The 19,571-nt window shown below is 44.4% G+C and carries 10 protein-coding genes; 4 read left to right on the forward strand and 6 right to left on the reverse strand.

Annotation, left to right across the window (positions count from 1 at the left end; translation table 11 throughout):
- Positions 1-2: 2 nt before the first annotated feature.
- Entirely contained in the window at positions 3-1,148 is a 1,146-nt protein-coding gene (locus GO493_RS06780) for a Fe(II)-2OG oxygenase family protein (protein ID WP_157305381.1), read from the reverse strand.
- A 374-nt stretch (positions 1,149-1,522) separates the two neighbouring features.
- On the opposite strand from GO493_RS06780, the gene GO493_RS06785 reads away from it, so the two are divergent.
- Entirely contained in the window at positions 1,523-3,937 is a 2,415-nt protein-coding gene (locus GO493_RS06785) for a TonB-dependent receptor (RefSeq protein WP_198315559.1), read from the forward strand.
- 126 nt (positions 3,938-4,063) lie between these two features.
- Entirely contained in the window at positions 4,064-4,960 is an 897-nt protein-coding gene (locus tag GO493_RS06790) for a DUF6263 family protein (RefSeq protein WP_157305383.1), read from the forward strand.
- 59 nt (positions 4,961-5,019) lie between these two features.
- Here the strand turns inward: GO493_RS06790 and GO493_RS06795 are convergent, their stop codons facing one another.
- From GO493_RS06795 to GO493_RS06815, 5 genes are all read right to left on the reverse strand, one after another.
- A complete protein-coding gene (locus GO493_RS06795) occupies positions 5,020-5,430 on the reverse strand; it encodes a hypothetical protein (RefSeq protein WP_157305384.1) in 411 nt (136 codons plus the stop codon).
- Between the two features lie 177 nt (positions 5,431-5,607).
- Positions 5,608-6,057, reverse strand: a complete 450-nt coding sequence (locus tag GO493_RS06800; protein WP_157305385.1) for a hypothetical protein — start codon at positions 6,055-6,057, stop codon at positions 5,608-5,610.
- Between the two features lie 354 nt (positions 6,058-6,411).
- A complete protein-coding gene (locus GO493_RS06805) occupies positions 6,412-6,669 on the reverse strand; it encodes a CPCC family cysteine-rich protein (protein ID WP_157305386.1) in 258 nt (85 codons plus the stop codon).
- A complete protein-coding gene (locus GO493_RS06810) occupies positions 6,659-12,088 on the reverse strand; it encodes a DUF6443 domain-containing protein (protein ID WP_157305387.1) in 5,430 nt (1,809 codons plus the stop codon). The genes GO493_RS06805 and GO493_RS06810 overlap by 11 nt, the downstream gene beginning before the upstream one ends.
- A gap of 9 nt (positions 12,089-12,097) precedes the next feature.
- Positions 12,098-15,487: an RHS repeat protein gene (locus GO493_RS06815; RefSeq protein ID WP_157305388.1), complete on the reverse strand. Its 3,390-nt coding sequence runs from the start codon at positions 15,485-15,487 to the stop codon at positions 12,098-12,100.
- Positions 15,488-16,040: 553 nt separating this feature from the next.
- Here GO493_RS06815 and GO493_RS06820 point away from each other — a divergent pair.
- The gene (locus tag GO493_RS06820) at positions 16,041-18,443 is read left to right on the forward strand and encodes a hypothetical protein (RefSeq protein ID WP_157305389.1); all 2,403 of its coding nucleotides are present in this window, start codon (positions 16,041-16,043) and stop codon (positions 18,441-18,443) included.
- A 6-nt stretch (positions 18,444-18,449) separates the two neighbouring features.
- Complete coding sequence (locus GO493_RS06825; protein ID WP_157305390.1) at positions 18,450-19,547, forward strand: DUF928 domain-containing protein; 1,098 nt, start codon at positions 18,450-18,452, stop codon at positions 19,545-19,547.
- Positions 19,548-19,571: the final 24 nt, after the last annotated feature.

A 19,571-nucleotide genomic window follows, 5' to 3' on the forward strand; every position in this document is an offset into this window, starting at 1 on the left:
TTCTATTCCTGGATGGAGGACGTAGTTGTAACGGGCGGGTATACTTTACCGTAATGTTCTTCCATTACCATGTAAGGATTTTCGGGGTGTGCAACGGACTGGATATGGATAAGACTTGTTTTGCTCATCATACGCAGCATTAGTCTGCGTTCACAGGGTACCATCGTACCATTCTCGTTCCTGAACCCGGCAACGAAAGCGTTACGTCCGTGGGCACAGAGATGGTTGTTCACAAAAATAAGATCACCTGCTTCGGGTATGAAGCTGTCATAGATAAGCCCACGGGCTTCATTCCAGAACGTCTTCAGGTTTTCCAGCGCTTCAGGGCTCTGGCCGGCTTCCTGGTTGTAGATCTGCTCCGCGGCGTCAAAGCGGATAAACGGAGCTTCGGGATTACCATAGAGGATACTGGTATTGATTCCTTCACCAACGGCTTCCTCATGACTGTAGTTCGCGTCCTTCGGACATTTGTAGATAGGCTCAAACAGGGGCTTCAGCATGTCTCCCGGCCTCCCGTGCGATCGGATGGAATACAGCATCGAGGGCACCTCTTCCTCATTGCGCAGGTAGAGGAAGGAAAGGAAGTCGGCAGCATTGAACAGGAAGGCGTCTTCTGTATGCACAAACAACTCTGTCCTTGAGCCGGAGCCTGTTTGTGAATAAGCCATGTTCATGTCGGGAATGATAGCGTGCATCAGTCCACCGCCCTTTCTCTGAGCAAAATACTCCACCGGTTTTGACGGTACTGCACCATGCATCAGTGAAGAGATGAATCCGTACTCTATCACCTTTTCCGGGTTCAACTCCCGCCAGCTGGGAGGCGTGGGACCAAGGGCATCCTGGTCTACATCTACCAGGCCTTTGAATACAACAGCGCCATACTGGGCGGCTGAAAAGTCTGAGCCCATCCGCATCAGCTGCCTTGCTATACGTTCCGGCAGGATCTTGTACGCATTAAGATGCAGCGTTTCAATGTACTCCGGGTTTTCGTATGTGCCATACTGTTTCCTGAGGCTTTTTCCGATTCGGGTCAGTTCCAGTCTTTCAATAGCCGTAATGTTCACAATGGCAGGCGCCAGAGGAGGTGTGATACGGACATTGGTTTCTTGTTTCAGGATGCTCTCCTGAACTAAAATTTGTGTCTCCATGATGGAAGATTTGGACGGTTTGGATTTGGGTTTCCTGGTAAATGTGTTTTTTAACTGGTTAATTTCCTGTTCACGGTGCAGGTGTGTCTTCCTGCAGAGGTGGTATCGTTTTTTTGATGAAAGCAAAGTTATCGAGGAGAAGTGTGTGTCCCAAGTCGAAACGGGAAATAGATTTTCACGTTAATCCATAAACTGTTAAACGATTGATTTTGCATGACGGTGGACTAAACAATTAAAGATTCTCAGTTTGGAGTTAGCTCCCTGTTATGACGCAATCGGGAAATGTATAATCATTAAAAAAATTCCGCATTGCGTAAATGGTTAAGTCTGGCTGTATCTATCTTCGCAGCGAAAAAAAGCTAACCAGCCAAATTATGACAACAACTTTATTTCGGCCCTGCCACTGCAAGATAGTTGCAGCTTTAGGGCTCTTCCTGATCCACACCAGTTCCCAGGCTTCAATGGCTGCTCCGGCCGGCAATCACAACGTAACAGTTGCTGATTTTCAGGACGATGGAGGCATTAAAGGAAAGGTGACCACCAGCGATGGACAACCTGCGGAATTTGCCACCGTTATATTAAATGGTAAAAAAGGTGTACAGGTAGGTAAAGATGGTTCCTTCAGGTTTGAGAACCTGCAGGCAGGCACCTATAAACTGACCATTTCGTTTATAGGCCAGGATCCCCAGGAAAAGACCGTAGTGCTGAAAGAAGGGGAGACCACCAGTGTCGACTTTGCGCTGAACGCCAACTCAAAGGCCCTGAATGAAGTATTGATCGTAGGCGATAAATATACCATCACCTCTAAAAAACAGAGTAACAGCGTTGCCCGCCTGCCGTTAGGCTACCTGGAAAATACACAGGTATATAGCGTGGTAGATAAAGAACTGATCAGAGAACAGATGTCCGTTACCCTGGACGAATCTTTCCGTAACGTTCCGGGCGCCGCTCCGGCCAAAACCGGCGCAGGTATTCCTGCCTTCTTCTCCCGCGGCTTTGTAACCAACGATAACCTCCGTAACGGTATGGCCACCTTTACCCGTACCACTATAGACCTTGCCACAGTTGAAAGGGTAGAAGCCATCAAAGGCCCTTCTTCCACACTGTTCGGCGCTTCAATGGTGTCTTTCGGCGGATTGGTGAACTACATCACCAAAAAGCCGTTTGAATACATGGCAGGCGAGGTTTCCTATACCCAGGGCAGCTATGACCTGAGCCGTATCACGGCCGATTTCAATACGCCTGTAAATAGTGATCAGACCCTGCTGTTCCGCATGAACGTAGCCTATCAGAAAGAGAACTCTTTCCAGGATCAGGGTCATGGTACCACCTCAGTAATAGCTCCAGGCATACTGTACAAAGTGAACGACCGTTTCACCCTCCGCGTAGATGCCGATATCCAGAACTACAGCGGTACTTCCAGCTCCGCCTGGATAGTATCCCCGGCAGTCAATGTCAAGTCTTACGACAAACTCAGACTCGACTACAAACGTTCCCTGATAGATAACTCCTTTGTTTCGAAAATGTATTCCAACAACATCTTCGTACAGGCTGAGTATAAACTCTCTAAGAACTGGACTTCCACTACCAATTACGCATGGGCCACCGGCGGTTACAATAATATGTATTACTTCAACCTGACATGGCTCTCCGATACCACTATCGCAAGAAGCATCGGTGTGCACTCGCCGGATAGGCTGGGTCGTAAACATATTCAACAGAACTTCACCGGCGATTTCAAAATAGGCGAAATGCGCAACCGCCTCGTGGTTGGATTTGACTTCATGGACCAGTACCGCAACCTGAAATACAATATGTTACAGCTGGATACGGTGAATACCCTGGGTACAGCTAAAGACGTACGTGTACAGAATGTAGATGACCGCCTGGCCTCCCTGAACACTGCAGAGACCCTGAGCCGTCAGTACAGCTACGGCGCTTATTTCTCTGACGTACTGAATATCACCCGGAAACTGCTGGTTATGGCAAGCCTGCGTGTTGATTATTTCGATAATAAAGGCACTAAGAATAACCTGACCCAGGTAGTGACCGGAAAATATGACCAGACAGCTTTCTCTCCTAAATTCGGGGTTATATACCAACCAGTGCTGAATAAGATATCCATCTTCGCCAACTATATGAATGGCTTTAAGAATGTGGCCAATACTGTTCAACCAGACGGTTCTGTGAGCTCCTTCAAGCCTCAGCAGGCCAACCAGCTGGAAGGTGGTGTGAAACTGGACCTGTTTGACAATAAACTGGCAGCTACTATCAGCTACTATGATATGCAGATCAAAAACAGCACCAGGGCAGAAACAAGAGATAACCTGGTATTCACCGTACAGGATGGTACCCAGGAAAGCAAAGGTCTTGAAGTGGAGATCATTGCAAACCCGCTTCCTGGTCTGAACGTTATCACCGGTTACGGTTATAATGAGAACAAATACAAGAAAGCAGCAGCTGCCCTGGTAGGTAAAAGAACTGTAGGCGCTCCTGAAAATGTAGGTAATATCTGGCTGAGCTACACCATCCTCAAAGGTTCTGTAAAAGGCCTGGGCTTCGGCGGTGGAGCTATGTACGTAGGCGATGCCTTCTACGACGCCGCTAACTCATTCACTTTACCATCCTACACAACTGTAGACGCTACTATCTTCTACAATACACCTAAATACCGCATTTCCGTAAAAGGTAACAACCTGACAGGGGAGAAGTACTGGGTGAGCGATGGCTTCTATGCACGTCCGCAGAAACTCTCCAATTTCCTGGTTAGCCTTGCGCTGAAGTTCTGATAATGACAGACTTGTAACCGGCAGGAATATTATTACTATATTAAATTGAAGGGGGCCACAAGGCCCCTTTTACTTTATATAATCATTTTGATATATTTGTTCTTTATAAACCAATAGCGTATACCTATGACCACTAAGAGTACTGTCCTGTTGACGAGCCTTATCTTCATTTCCGCAATCTCGTCCGGGCAGGTTAAGAGGACAATTATCCCGGCATTGAATCCAGGGGAACAATACATTTTCAGGAACACCGCTATTTCCGACATTCACGAAGACGCGGTGCGTACTATTAATCAGAATTTTTCAACCAGCTGGTTCCTGCGTGTAATAGGAAAGACGCCGGAAGGTAAGTTAATGCTCAAAGCCACTTACCTGAAGCTTAACCAGAGAACGGAGCACCTGTTTACGCATGATCTTACCGGCTTTAACTCGGACGACTTCAAAGAGTTTGTAATGAAGAGCGCTACTGATGAAATTCGTGTGCAGAATGAGCGGCTGCGTAAAATGGGTGAGGGTATGCTGGGAAAATCATTTACCGTTTACATCAATTCTGATTGGCGGGTAGATGAGGTAACCGGGGTGGATACACTGATAAATAATGTTCTTGCCGGTATGGGAGAGGAAGATCCTGCTTTTATGCAGGGATTCGGAAAGAGCATGAAAGGTACGGTTAATAATGAAGAGATCAGGAAGGTCTTTGATGCTGCTCTTGCTTATATTCCCGAAGAGGCGGTAGGAGTGGGAGACAAGTGGAGTAAGGATGAGAATCACCAGATCGGTCCTTTAAAAGTAGATTACACAGTGAAGTCGGAGGAAGGGAATAATATGGAAATTGCGGTGTCCTCAGCTTCTGCTATCAATAATGACATCCAGGTATCTTATTCCAGGAAAGGAACTATCACTGTAGATACTAAAACAGGATTGCTGGTTTCTTCTTCTGTAAAGGATGATATGAAACCCAGGGCCGGGAATTTTACAAGATTAGTAATAAAGACCGTAAAGAATGAGTTGCAGAAGAAATAACTGATTGCTAAGTTTTCAAAAAGAGCTGTCCTTTTTAAAGAGGATAGCTCTTTTGGGATTTAATCGCATACAGGCTTATCTTTCCAGCATTTGTACATGTTCTCCTCGCTTTTCAGACAATCAGGAAAATATTCATCAAATAAAACTACATAGTTCTCGGGATCCTCCGGTAATATTACAACAAAAAGTTTCCTGCCTGCATAATGGACGGAGGATCGGAAAGCGCTCTGCCTCATTTCATATTTTTTATTCTTAAAGTAATATATACCGTGAAATGAAAGACCTCTATTAGAACTGCTTACTTCTGTAATAGTTCCTACTACATAAACGCCTGCTTCTTTTAGCTTTTCCTTATATCTGTCTTCACTGATAGAGAGAAAGATCGTGCCTGCAAAAAAAATAATACCTAAAGCAATAAAGGGTAAAAGACTCTTGAAAAAACTTTTAACTTCCCTGGTTGCGTTATCCATCTGGTTTGTTTTTAACAATCTTTCAAAGATAGATATATATTGATATTTTTATATGCAAATATTGGTTATTGCCGGGCGAAGAGGATTAACAAAACCAAGGTTGAGAAGAGAATGACTACATTTTTGTATATGGATACTGGTATTATGGTATGAAGATCTAAGGTATTATTATTAGTTTCAAATAATTTCTACAGATGGCTCTTTCGATTTCTCCTTTTTATGGCTACCCAGTGCATAACCGCCACCGCCACTTATAACCGTAGTTGCGGTTAATTCTATAATTCTCATTGCAATTTCCTGATTACCGCTATATATGCAATAGATAAAAACTCCAGCTATAATCAGGACTACAGAAATCAATGAAGCATAAAGTAATAATCTGGTTTTGAATATATGTCTTGGCACATTTCGAAGATATTCTTCCTGGAGTTTTATATTTTTCAACGCAAGTTCGTGAGCCTGTTCCAACTCCTTACCACGTACCTGTAATTCCAGTTGCTTATACTTTATTTCCTCTTTATGATTAGTTACAAGCTCATAAAGGATTGCTTCATTGACTACGGTATCACTACTTAATTTGTTTGAGTTCGAACCATGGGTATACCTTGGCTTGCTATCTTGTGACATATTTATATCCGGGTTTTAACTTTACCCGCACACAACCACAGATATCATTACTTCCTAAAACAGGAGGTATGAAGGTAGCATTTTGAATAGCAGGCCTGTTCTTTTTAAGTAATTTGATATACGCTTGTGGAGTCAACAATTTTTCATTCTGCAGGTCTAACTTGATTTCTTTTAACTGGATCATATTCGATATTTTTGGTGTAATTAACAAATCTCTACTTAAAAGCTAACATACCGAAGGTACACACAACCATCCGGTTTTTCTCATCTCCCCAACACATTTTTAAGCACTGAATAAACTGAACAAAACATACCTATTGAATGAAATGGCTGCCCTCCATTGCACTGCATAGTTCATAACTCATCTTCATTCGGGGCCCTTACAAGAGCCTTAAATTGTTCTTCAATCGCCCCAAAGTTTTTGAAGTTTTCCCGTGCTTGATTTAAACTTACTCTATTAGCTCCGCCTGTATAATCAAGATCATGAAGTTGAATGCCATCATCTTCCCAATAGCAAACCGGGCAAAGTTGGAATGTATTATCGGGTTGAGTTTCTAAAGTGTAATATCCACAACAGGGACATTGATATTTATTAAAGCGGTTAATTTCCATATTTTCTTATTTGGTTCAAAAAATATTTCAGTCCTTCTTCTGGACGAAAAAATGTTTCGATATATCCACTTGGATGTACGGTTAAAAATTCTTCTGTTGCACTATTAAATCTAAATATCCAACCTTTTTTAGACGTAAATCCCATAATATTCCCACCTACTTCACTTTCCGCTAATCGTATTGCTCTACTATAATATGCGGCTTTGGATATTGATCCCCACTGAGACCATTCGTCTGCATGTCTGCCAAATTTATAATCAAGCCTTGGAAATCTACCAGCAGTTATCACTTTCGCTGGCAAACTTGCAAGTAAAGGAACAACAGCCTTAAATGCCTGACCTCCTGCATAATCAGTAGCAAAAGTACTCGTCACATTCACAAACCCTCTCACTCGCTCTACTTCCGTAACCATTCTCCCATCAATATGACTTATCGCAGAACGGTCAAGAAAAGGATTCAAGCTCTGAAACGTGGTCCATGCACCGTCAACAGGCTCATATGTTACTTTAGCGAAAAAATTATCACTCGCAGCCCAGTTATCCTTCCAATCAGGTATATATTCCTTTACCGTACCAATATTAGCAGAAGGCGCCGCCGGAATATTATTACCATATAACTTATGCAATGTGGTCGACAAACTACGTAAAGCTGCAGCTTGCTGTAACAGCTCCTTCCGTTTGATAGCGGCATCCAAAGCAAGATAACTACTTGTAGTAAACGTCCGCGGACCTTCAAATATACCGGAATTTGTCACAAGAGCAGATTCTATGCTTAGCGAAGCATCCGGGCTAACAGTGATACCATTAAGTTGAACAGGATGCCCCAGGTTTATGACGTCATTTACTTCACTACCACCACCAACCCAATCAGTAAACTTACCAACCAGTCTCTTAAGAGACTTAAGCCATCCGGGAGGATCATCACCTAAAGGATCTGCAAAGTTAACCGGGTTATTAAAGTTACTATTATATCCCGAGATGGAAGCATATTTAGCCGAGACCGGATCTATCTGCAACCACCTGCCGATCTGGGGATCCAATGTACGATAGAAAGCATCATATAACTCCAGGTCAAATTCAGATACTTTTTCTATACCATTATAAAGGTAGTTATTCTGAGGCCTGTTCATAGCCGCACTGCTAAGCCCTTTTATCTGTAACCCGAAGGGGTAATAACTATTTTCCTGTAAAAGATGCCCTGTGTTATGCTTTACAACCAGATCATCAAAATAAACATCAGTACCGCTCTCATTACTCGTGTATACATACAGGTACCCGTTTTTCGATACTCTCAACTGACTCGCTAAAGCAGCTACTTCTCCCGGCTGACTAACCCTGATGGCCCCACCATTTACAAACTGGAAATGATCATCGAACAGTGTATAATTCAGATATGCCTTAGGCACTGTGGAAGCGGGATTATCGTTTTGATTATTCCGAACAAAAGTGCTGAAATCCTGTTGATTCAGAATTATTCCATTGACGCCTTCAAGAAGATTGCCTTTACCATTGGAAACAACACTTGAAGGACCAAGCAATACATTAACCAGCTGATTTACAATTTCATTTACAGGCTTATCAGGAGTGTTATTGTCGGGGGAGTTTGTCTGGTAATAGGAGAGTACTCCCAATTCCAGTTGATCATCAGCCATTACTCTTAATACTTTTCCCGTACCTATTCTCCTGTTTACGTCGTTATAATTAAGCCTGATGAACTTCCTGTTCTGGTTTCCATTATAATCATAGAACTTATGATTTGAAGGTATATCATCAACCACGGCAGGAAAACCAAACAACTCTCTTTCCGGCAATACAGGCGCCGGGTTGGGATTATCCTCATGAGATGCTTTGTAATAATATTGATTTGTTTCTTCTGTAATAACTGTACGTGTATTCCCTAAATGATCTGTAAGGAAGTAATCGTAAATAAAATCCCCCGCTGCATTCTTTCTGATCCGCCCTTCATCAGATAAGATAAATTGTAGTTCATTGTTTTTATAAACAGCACCACCCAGATAAGTATATGTATTTTGGACGGAGCCATTGTTAACGATGCGTTGCAGCAGGTTGCCTTTTATATCTCTTACATAAGAGATGTACTTGCCCGCATCATTGCTAACTTCAAGTCTCTCTGGTTTACCAAGTAAATAGTTATATGTCAACCTGATACCCCTGTTCTTATCAGTAAGCAGATTACCAGCTACATCATATGTGTAATCTGTCGTATCATTACGTCCGCTGTAATTCCTGAAATCATTCTGCTCTTTATTCCCCTGGGTATCAGTCACCCCGCTTAAACGGTTACTGGACGGAGTATAATGATAGGTCAGGTCATCAATCGTCGTTTTTACCTTTCCTGGCAACATACCATCTTCTTTCATTTTAAGAATATTGCCGTTGTCGTCATATTTCGGTATGTCAACGGAATAATCTTCCTCACTACTATTCCAGTTCCCGGAAGAATTCTGGGAATATGCTGCTTTAGTCAACCTGTTATGGGTATCATAGATATATCCGTACGCATGAGCGGCGTCTCCATCTCCCTTCCTTCGCCATATAACGCCGGAAATATTCCCATCCAGCTTTCTACTTGAAAAGCCATTATCATAAGATAATTCCATTCCAAAATAATTGCCACCCGTTCTACCCGTTGCATAGGATGAGTTTACCCCTTTCACACGCCCCTGAAGGTCATAGTCGTAATGGAGTGTTTCCAATCCCTGTGACAATATCACAGTCTTTACCCTGTTTAGCTCATCATAAGCATATTCCGCTACTAACTTATCTGTAGGAGTGCTGTTATTGCCGGCATAATGATATTTCTGCTTTATGTTCCCGTTATCATCATATTCTATACGCTGCCTTACATAGATAAGAGGGTCCTTAACACTAAGAGGATTACTTATCCTGCTAAAAGAAGAAAGTAGTTTACCATTATAATCATAAAGATAGGAAGTGACATCCGTCCCCCCTGTAACATTCGTCGCCAACTGCTGGAGGATACGGCCCTTATCATCATAATAGAGCGTACTCCTGGTCCAGCCTGTTTTACCGGGAATACTGGTTTTATAACCGGTAAGCTTCCCAGCGGTGTTGGCAGATGGTGAATACGCAATCTCCGCATAGGGATTGCCACCAGCATCAAGACTAAAATGCCTGTCGAATGACAGGGCGCCCTCCCAGGCATAGTTGTCGTAGTAATAGATGATCAGGGGAGTATAATTGCTTAACCCAGGTAATGGATTGTTTACAGTAAACCTTTCTGTTGTTTCAGTAGCGCTGATATCAGTATAAGCGTCGAAGCCCGCATTATCCCCGCTGTCAAAATTGCCAAGAAAATTAACGCTTTTGGACGCCACATATTGAGGCTTATTTTCATTATTATAAATGAAAAGGTCCGGAGATAGAGGTGTCCGGACGGTTATCCCCGTACTGCCAGATGCCTGATCCATCAATGCCTGCAGGCTTTCCCGGCTGGCAGCGGTATTCGTGTACAGAGCCACCATTACTACGCGGTCCAGCCCATCATAAAAATATAATAACCATTCTCCTTTGTTCCTGCTGATCAGACCTGCATCCCGTAAAAGCACCGGCCTGTTACGGTTATCGTATACAATATCAGATCGTGCATCTATTCCTGCTTTTTCCATGGAAACTACCCTTCCCTTAGCATCATAATAGTATTTATAACAGAGGTTCTTAAGCGCGTTATTGCCTCCAAAATCCCAGCTGGGAGAATCTCCAAACGATTTTATAGCCATCGGAGGGAGGATATAGCGCAGATTGTCCATATCATCATATACATAGTATGTCCTGAGTTCATCCTGGCAGGCAGGCGTAATTCCCTGTCGGGAACACATTACAATTTTCCCGTTTTGGTCTGAATACTGACAGGACCTGGTATTCTCCACGTCTGTGATAACCCGGACAGTCAGCGTACCGGGCTGGTACTCCGCATGGCTAACAGGTACATCGTCATCTTTTATCCGCCATATCCGCACATGTTCACTTGCATTATTTATTCTTACGGATTCTGTAGTGCCGGTATTACTACCACTATAACTTTTACCCGGTATGAAATCTTTTACCGTACCACTTGCCGGCGATGCTTCCGGAACTGACCTGCCGTAAAAGAAATTTTCTTTGTTCTGTGTAAAGTTGTTGTAAAAGGTAGGTTGTGCCGTCTGTATATCTGTCCGGAATTTTCCTTTTTGATTGGCATCTGTATGTGCAAGGTAAGGCAGATGGCTCAGAAGCTGTCTGCCATATTGATCATACTGCATAAACGATACAAGGTCTTCGGAGGCAGGTCCTATGTTTTGCGCTACAGATTCCAGTTCACGTTTTAGTCCATCTACATAAACAGTACCTTTCATTATATCCCGCTTCCCGGTTAACCCTTTTGCCTGCTCAGGAGTCGATATACCAGGTCTTAAAACCGTATAGGATATAATGCTGTTCAGGTTACTGGTATTCAAACTGGTATAATTGGGCGGGGATATTACCGGCTCGCTGCCCTGTACCACTGTCGCATCGGGCATATTAACGGATGCCAGGGATTTAACCAGTATCTGCACACTATTGCTGGCAGCCGATTGTCCTGAAGAAAATACCTTCCTTCTGAAGTAAGTGGTCTGCGTCAACGCAGGCGGCTGATAGTCACCGCCGGTAGCTCCCGTTATGATATTCCAGTTGGTTTCATCCTCACTGGTTTCCCATTGAAAAGTATAACCTCCTGCGCCGCCGCTGGCGTTGGTTAAAGTCACCAGCTTAGCAGGTATTGAACCAGGCTGTATTATCTGCGGAGCAGTGATCTCCCCACCGTTTAAAAGGCTGACCAGGTCCACGCTGATGATATTTGAATAGGCAACACTCGTACTATTGGTGACTTTTCTCCGTATAAATAACTTTCTGTCAAAGAAAGTACTGCCTGTACAGTCTCTGCTAATGGCGCCTGAAACAGGCAGCCAGTCATTCTCATTATAAGACTCTTCCCATTGATAATTGTATGGAGTATTATTAAAAGCCCCCCAGCTACCCGAAGCGGACTGCACATTCCTGAAACTTGTATAGGACAACACCTGGTTTGTTACAAACGTCTGTATACTACTGCCGATAGTACCACCATTTAATGGTGACAATACCGGAACGCTATAGCATTGGGTATAACGCGTTCCGTTGATGTAATAATCCACTGCCAGTGTGGCTTCTCCTGCCTGGGTCCATTGAATGGTGATGATGGTGCCGGCATTTTCGCCTATCACAGTGCCATGAGCTGACACATTCCAGTGTATCCTGGTAGCCGTTGAAGCAATGTTATAATTCCTGGTAACTCCAACGTCAACCGCGCCAATCTGGCTGCATTGGGCATAAGACAAGTTTGAAGCCAGCAAGGCAACAAATAAGTATATTATTCTCATATTGATTCTTTAATTACCGGAGTACCTGTATTCAGTGGCATTGATAAGATTGCGATCTGCATCGTGAACAGCGGTTAACCTCCCCAGATCATCATAGCTGTAATAGGTACTAATATGATCCGCCCCCGTTTGCGAAATAATATTGTAGTACTGATCATAAGTTGTCGATGAAAGTAACGTCTCAGCAGGATGTAATCTCAATTCATCCAGCATACCACTGCCACTTATAGTAATAGCCGTTGCCTGCTTGATATTGAGAGATACCAATATCCAGCCGTTCTTTACCATTACCTCTTTCTCATTTGTTTTGACACCACCGGATATATGTACGCTGCCATCTTTTTTCCAGTAGGAAAGAATATAGCTCTTATCTGCATCTAACCCGGTTTTAGTGATGCTCTGGCCCATAGCCATATTCAGGCAATAATCGCCGGAGGGTACAGACGGTACCCGAATACTGCCGGATGATGGAACATCCCATGTTCCCATAGCACCAGGCTCAAAACTGCTATAACCTACATCTGCAACAGCAGCATTATATGCCTGTGCTATTATCTTCTCATTATTATCATTATAGATATAAGTGGTCTGCCTGTTTAGGGCGTTGGCAGATACTAAATAACCGGCACTGTTATAAGTATAGCTGACCGCCTCTTTAAAATATGTCGCATTTCTCACAGGAACGGAGGGATTGAATTCCCCGGTTACAGCCTTGGACAATGGTTGGCTCGTAGCCAGCAGATAGACTTTTCCGGGTTTGATTGATCCGGAGGCTGTCTGCATAAATTCAGTGACTTCTGCACCTGTCATCACTTCCTCACTACCTGTCTTATACAACCAGCTTTCTGAAGAAACAGGAATATTATAGATATGATTGTCTGTCATAAGCTTTGTAACAGCAATACCGGGATAGTCATATGGGTAATAAATGCGCTTTTCTTCTCTCTCATTAAGACTGTTAAGTGTCGAAACCTTTCTGAGATTATAATACACCGGGTCATACTCATAATCTACTTTTCTAACCTTGCTATCAGGTCCGGTAAAGCTCTTTTCTACCGTATACGAAAGCTGTATATTGGCGGTAACAGGATAGTATTTATCTGTCCTGAACCTGACAAGGCTGGCATTTGACGCAAACTGACCGGAAGGACAAATTATATAGAGATCTGGTTTGTAACTTGTCGATGCATACGTATAGACAGCTTCGCTGGAAATATTAGCACTGTACTTATTATAGGTTTCATGTACAGGCTCATTGGCCTTATTAAATATCAGTTTCCTCTTTATCAGCCCATACAGCCATGGTACACTTCTTTGTTTAAGCGCATAAACCTGCCCTTGTGCAGGAAAATTGACCGCAAAATCCTTATCTGACGTAAACTCATAAACTGTTTTCCCTATATTGTCCGTAACATCCCCCTCATAAACCTCCACCCTTGAATAAAGCGCCGGCAGCGGATTCTGATTAGCCGGATGCGCGCTCAGATACACCTGCGACGTCCTGGCTACATTCACCGGGCTTGAAGGGAAAATGTCCTGCACCACATATGTAATAGCTATTAATGCCAGCGATGTGACCAGGGATGAATAAATACTGCTCACCTTTGTTGAAGCCATCCCGGCCTCTACCGCATTCCTGCTAACCCCAGCAAGTGCATTATGTGAATATGCGGCAAAGAGAGCTTCCGTCACCGGTACTGCAACAGCATAAGCCATATTGGCGGCCCGGTAAGAACCTGTTGCCGGAATAATAAGCCGGCTATATGCCGTATCCAGGTACCGGGGAGCTTCATATCCCCAGCCGGATGTCTGTCCGTCCTCCAGCACATACCTGTATTCTTTCACTACAGCGCTACTGGCTCCAACTCCGTCAGATTCTATGGTCTTCTTCACTCTTATACCCCCGGTCCGGACACTCGTAGTTCCATTGAGAGCTGTATTAGCTTCGTATTCATACGTAAGAGCCCCTCCACTGGGATATTTGATGCCGGTTAATGTTCCTGCTCCCATAATACTGATCGTCCCTATTACTGTCCGGTTAGACGGAATACATAACCTTTGAACATTGGCGTAATGATGTATGTCTGTATCGAAAGGATAATACGTTCCTCCGTTAAAATATCCATAGTGATCAATAGCCGGAGTATTCCTGGCCGGTACGCCTGACGAACCGGTATTATAAGTGAACTGGTAAGGGTTATCTGCAACCCCATTCCTCCCCAACTTCCTGAAGGCTTTCAGACATAACCTTGAACTTTCAGCTTCGGCAGGAGTGAAGCCATAGTTGAAGTCCCGGATATCTGTCAGACAGAAATACTGGTAATCGAACTGGTACCCCGAAATTGTTTGCCCATTCCTGTGGATGGATATTTGTTGCAAAGCCCTGTCACCCGGAAGATCGGCTCTTTGCGCAGTGTAATAGCTAAATACTACCTGGTTATTGTCAGGCATATTTATCGCGGTCAACCGCTTCATAATACCCTTATACCTCGGAGTGATTCTCTGAGCTACTATCTGCTGCTGCCCGTTATCAAGTATATTGATATTGTAAGACCCCTGTAATCCGGAAATATACTCCAGCTCATAATCCTCATAGGTATACGTGATCTTCTTACCCGTAAGCGGATCACTGATCTCAGACAGGTACCAGTTATTGACCGCATAGTAGTTTGTGATCTTATAATTTTGTCCGCAAACATATGTCTGCAGGTTAGCCGGAGCAGGGTCCAGGAAGAATTTCTTTTGAGCGCCGGTCTCATAAAATATAATCCTGTCAAGGACTTTCTCACTGAAAGTATAACGAATGCCCGATTCATCTATGATAATGAATTTACTCCAGCGGGTCAGTATTTTGCTGGCGCTGAGATTCTCTGTAATCTTCTCGATCCTTAGTTTGGAATTATCCAGCACCTTGATGCTCCCATCTGTACCCACCACAAAACTTCCCTGCCTGCCATTATAGGAATAGGTGAAAATATCCATTTCACGGTCATCTGTAACAGACGCATCGTGCCTGAAGAAAGGCTGGCTATAATCTTCCATAGGCACCCAACCGCCTTTGGCTGGCATAGCTGTAGCACTGTAACTGCTGAATGCCCTCCCCGTAGCATATTGATCGCCTTCTAACTTACCGCCAACCTGGTCATCAGGTTCCCCGATAGCACTGCGGCTAATAACCCCACCGGCCTGCAACGTCCAGCCCAGGCCAACATTGGAAGCAAGATCATTCACTTTAATACCGTTACCACCGGTATATTCAAGATCAACTGATACTGTCAGCTTGCCTTCACCGGCATAATTAAATAAAGGATAACTTACTACAGCCCTGCCCGTAGGAAGATCAACCTGTGCCCATGCTACATTGCTGCATAGCAGGAACAGGAAGGTGCACTTATTCATATAAGTCTGGATTAACTGGTTATCTGAAAGTATTACTGAAATGCGGGAAGTATTACCCCATTTGAGTTAACAAACTAATTTCACATGTCTTTAATCGTTAGTCAACAAACCATTATTGTAACCGTTGTAAATTAATGAATCAGGTATTATCACATAATACTACGTTTGTGCCATATCTGGAAAAGATTGTTCCGGTTTAATTGTGATAGTGTGAGTGTTATAAAATTTAATCATTGCAAAAAAAGTATTCAGGTTCAAAAAAATATCTTTTCTTTGTCCCATGTTGTTCGCAGAATACCTATAGTGAATCAGAACTAGTCAAACGTTTGTTATCTGAATAGAATTTATATTACTGTCTGTTTTTGAGAGTGCATGGAGTGATAACCGTTTTTCCTGTTTGTGCCTTTGCTACCACTTAAATTTAATGCTCAACAACCGTTCCTGAAGAACTCATAACGCAATATGCGCGGGACAATTCTATATACCTATGTGAGTTCTTCCCTACATCGTGCTCTTGCTTAAAGAGTATCCTATACGCTGAACTTTTGTCTCTATGAGAAATATATGCGAAAGGGTGCTGCTGGCTATGTTATGTCCATTAATATGGTTACATACTCCCGCTTTAGCCTTGGAGAATATCCAGCAGCCGGTACCCGACAGTTTACCCCAAGATTGGTCTGTTCAACCACTTACCAGTCAACCGGCAGTGAAAAATGCAGTTGTAGATGCTATCAACAGGAAAGTAACGAACATTCCTGTTGCCGGTACAGACTCACTTCCCTTCAACAGGCTTGGCCTCTCCGGCTTACATAACGGGGCCAGGAAAGAATTCACGCAATACCTGTCCACAGGTAAAACAGCTGCAGGCATATCCAGGATGAACACCATGCTGACAGGCATGAAGGATACGGCTAAACGCGACCGCTACCTGGACAATAAACTCAGAGGTTTCTATGCTTTGAGACAACAACAACTGCCCGGCGGACTCACACTACCCTCAGCTCCTGAAAACGAGCTGCAAGGCATTTCCTGGAAATCTGCCTACAGCGACAGTACCGCCATGACCTCCGGTTGGTGGAATGAAGGTGTATTAAAGGATAGACTTACTATCGCATCTGTTCCCATACAGCTCGATTATTCCACTTTATCAGGATACGATTATAGCAACACCAGCCTACGGGACGCTCATTTCATGAAATTCTCCTTCGATCGTGAAGCGTATCTTGAAAAAGTGAACACCCAGTTACAAAAACAATATGATCTGGATAAATATTTCCTTGAAGATCTGGATATCAAAAGCAGCCTGAAATCATATGCGGGCCAAAAACTGGCATCGCTCAACGTTCCGGCTGACAGCCTTGAAAGAAATATTTCGGCTGATCAGCTTATGTACCTGGACAGCGCCCAGTTAAGTTCCGCCCTGCTCAGGAATCATGATCCATCTTCTGCTTATTATCAGAAGGTCATGGAACTGAAGAAGGAAATGGGTGGTGTAAAAGAGATGAACAGCATGCTGGGAGCACAAAAACAGGTAAATGGAAATATTGAAGGGTGGATCAGCCAACCGGGAAATACCTCCCGCATGGGTGCTGATCTCCTGCAAATGAGTTTTCTGCAAAAGCTGCTATTGAATATGAAAGACCTGAAAATGGGAAGCATAGGTGCAGACGCCAGTAAGAGGACCATGTCAGACCTCTTCATGACGGGCGCTGCCGGGTCTTTCCTGAAGAATAACAAATTCATCATGCTGGCGGCCGGTAAAAGCAATGAAATGGGAGTCCAGGATGCAGGCCTGCAATCAGCCACCGGTACGGGCTCTTACGGAATGCAATTTATCCGTATGGGCCGTGGGGATATCGGTAGTAAAGCACAATCACACATATCCGTACTTAACGCCAACGCCAAACCGCAGAACAGCAACGGCTTCAACACCCGCGCCATCAGCCGCAACGTATTTGTAGGCTCCGTTTCTCAACAGTGTAGCCTGGGAGACCTCGGTACTATAGATATTGAGCTTTCCAAATCTTCCGGCCAGCTGGGAAATAACAGCCATCAGGAGGCGGCATCCGTCTCCAGGTCGGCCGCCTCACATTTCCTGGACGATATCTGGGCTACCGCCTCCGTCGGACTGGCATATAACGGCGATGTGAAGAAATGGGGACTTTCCCATAAAGTATACCTCAACTACGCCGGCCTTGGATATGCTAACCCCGGCGCCCCTTTCGCCGGCAGGGGAACATTGCAATACGGTCTTATGCTGAAAAGAAGCTGGTTAAAGAACAGGGCTATGGTAAGCCTGCGCACAGATATTCGCAACCTGGCAGTTTCTCCCGTTTCTGATAATAAAAGAAGAAGCCTTCAATATGCTATCGATGCCCGCTACCGTTTTACCCGCAGGTTTTCTCTTAGCATGAACGTGTTAGAGAATACTCTCCGCGAATCGGCAGAAAGCTTGAAATACACGGCTTTCCTGAACAGGAAGATCTCCTTCACCAGCCAGGCAAACGGTAGGATAGGAGGTAAGTCTTTCAGCAACAGCTCCACACTGGGCATACAGCAACTGGATTACACCATGCCGGATGCACCGCTGCGCAGCCTCTTTATCAATGCGGGCTCCATGCACACCTTCATGGCCGGTCCGGGCATGGTGGTGCTCAACGCCATGTACAACCGCGATCTCAAAGATGCTGCTGTATATAATAACCAGCTCAATACAGAAGCCGGCTACCAGTATATGCTCTGGAAGGTTGTTTCCTGCGGAAGCTCGCTCATTTATATGGACAGCAAAGACGTAGTAACGCAGATAGGCCTGCGCCAGCAGGTATCAGCGCAACTGCTTAAACGCTGGAGCCTGAGTATTTCTGTCGACTGCCGCCAGAACCTGAAGAACACCGCTGCCAACTACTATTATGGCAGATTCAATACCGCAATGTCCCTGAATTACCAGATAAAATAACAGCAAATGAAAGGATATACTATACTATTGACCGGGCTGTTTTTATGTTTCTTTTCGCCATTGAAGGCGCAGATATCATTTTCGTTCATGCCTGAAATACAGGGCCGGACTATCGATAACCTCTACCAGGTACGTATCGGCAATACCGGCGCCAGGCAAACGGTCAACATGACTATTATTGTCACAGAAGCTAAATCCGGCGCTATAACCACCATAAATACTCCCGCATTTGAACTGATGCCGGGTATGAATACCGTTCCGCCGGCGGCCGCTTATAATTCGGCCGTCTCTTTCGGGAACAATAAAGTAGCTACCATCGTACGCCAGAGCGGCTTCTTCCCGGAGGGCGACTACGACTACTGCTTCCGCCTGTACCAGGGTGGCGGCCATAATGGAGATATTCTGGCAGAACAATGCTTCAGCTACAACCTCCAGCCTTTCAGTGCCATGCAGCTGATCCAGCCTTATGATGGAGATAAGATATGCGATAAACGCCCCTCTTTCTCCTGGCAGCCTTTACTGCCTGCTATTCCAGGCGTACAATACCGTATGGTGCTGGTAGAGGTAAAAGAAGGACAGCAACGTGCAGAAGCCATGCGTATGAACCTGGCCATCATCAACCAGAAGCAGATTCCCATGCCTGTATTACTGTATCCTTCCCTGGCCAACCCACTGGAAGAAGGAAAGAAATACGCCTGGCAGGTAGGGGCCTATAAAAATGAGCTGCTGCTGGCAGAAACAGAAATATGGGACTTCACGGTAGAATGTGAGAAAGAAGAAACATCCCTCCCTGCAGAAGCCTTCAGGAGCCTGGAAGACCTGGCCAGAGGCAATTTCTATATTGCCCGCAAACAGCTCCTCTTCGCCTTCAACAATACTTACAGCGAAACCACGCTCAGTTACAGCATCAGATGCCTCACTAAACCCGACCAGCAGGTAAAGAAACTGCCGAAGGTTAAGATAGGCCGCGGACTGAACCAGGTAGTGATAGACCTTTCTGAAAACAACAGCTTCACAGACGGCTACTACTACATCATGGATGTAAAACTGCCTGATGGCCAGCAGAAACAATTAAGATTCATCTATAAACAAGCAGACCAGTGAAAATGATGTTCCGCGTATCTCTAT

The sequence above is a fragment of the Chitinophaga tropicalis genome (genome assembly GCF_009758205.1).
In the GTDB taxonomy this organism is placed as follows: Bacteria; Bacteroidota; Bacteroidia; order Chitinophagales; family Chitinophagaceae; genus Chitinophaga; species Chitinophaga tropicalis.

Excerpts from the sequence above, each read along its gene's own strand:
- GO493_RS06780 (WP_157305381.1), bottom strand. The coding sequence starts at position 1,148 with ATGGAGACACAAATTTTAGTTCAGGAGAGCATCCTGAAACAAGAAACC.
- GO493_RS06785 (WP_198315559.1), top strand. The coding sequence starts at position 1,523 with ATGACAACAACTTTATTTCGGCCCTGCCACTGCAAGATAGTTGCAGCT.
- GO493_RS06790 (WP_157305383.1), top strand. The coding sequence starts at position 4,064 with ATGACCACTAAGAGTACTGTCCTGTTGACGAGCCTTATCTTCATTTCC.
- GO493_RS06795 (WP_157305384.1), bottom strand. The coding sequence starts at position 5,430 with ATGGATAACGCAACCAGGGAAGTTAAAAGTTTTTTCAAGAGTCTTTTA.
- GO493_RS06800 (WP_157305385.1), bottom strand. The coding sequence starts at position 6,057 with ATGTCACAAGATAGCAAGCCAAGGTATACCCATGGTTCGAACTCAAAC.
- GO493_RS06805 (WP_157305386.1), bottom strand. The coding sequence starts at position 6,669 with ATGGAAATTAACCGCTTTAATAAATATCAATGTCCCTGTTGTGGATAT.
- GO493_RS06810 (WP_157305387.1), bottom strand. The coding sequence starts at position 12,088 with ATGAGAATAATATACTTATTTGTTGCCTTGCTGGCTTCAAACTTGTCT.
- GO493_RS06815 (WP_157305388.1), bottom strand. The coding sequence starts at position 15,487 with ATGAATAAGTGCACCTTCCTGTTCCTGCTATGCAGCAATGTAGCATGG.
- GO493_RS06820 (WP_157305389.1), top strand. The coding sequence starts at position 16,041 with ATGAGAAATATATGCGAAAGGGTGCTGCTGGCTATGTTATGTCCATTA.
- GO493_RS06825 (WP_157305390.1), top strand. The coding sequence starts at position 18,450 with ATGAAAGGATATACTATACTATTGACCGGGCTGTTTTTATGTTTCTTT.